General features: G+C 75.3%; 1 protein-coding gene. It reads right to left on the bottom strand.

The genetic code is table 11. From position 1 onward, the window contains the following. Positions 1-453 (bottom strand): NAD(P)/FAD-dependent oxidoreductase (locus tag UK12_RS41945; protein WP_045306923.1); only part of this gene is annotated, 453 nt, incomplete at both ends.

The raw sequence follows: 453 nt of genomic DNA, 5'->3' as shown, positions 1-453 counted from the left end.
GTGAGGGTGCGGAGGCGGACGGTGGAGGTGCCGGCGCCCATGGCGAAGAGCCGGCCGGAGCCGGGCAGCGGGTGCTTCTGGCGGTCGCGGTTGTCGCAGAGCTCCAGCGAGGGCTGGAGGTAGTGGTGGTGGTGGCGCGGGGAGTGGAAGTACGGCGGGTACGGGGCGCCCGTCGGGCGGTCCTGGCGGCGGTGCGGGCCCAGGGCGAGCGAGGGCCGGGTGGAGTTGCCGTCGGCGGCGACCACCAGCGGGGCGCGGAGGGGCACCGGGCGCTTGTCCTGGCCGAGTCGGGCGGTGACGCCGACGGTCCGGCCGGTGCGGTCGTCCAGCACGGGGCCGCTGACGTTGCAGCGGTCGTACAGCCGAGCGCCGGCCTTCTCGGCCTGACGGACGAGCAGTTCGTCGAAGTCGGCGCGCTTGCGGACCAGTCCGTAGTCGGGGTACGCGGACAGC

Source organism: Saccharothrix sp. ST-888 (assembly GCF_000955975.1).
Taxonomy (GTDB): domain Bacteria; phylum Actinomycetota; class Actinomycetes; order Streptomycetales; family Streptomycetaceae; genus Kitasatospora.
This window is presented reverse-complemented; position numbering and strand designations above follow the sequence as displayed.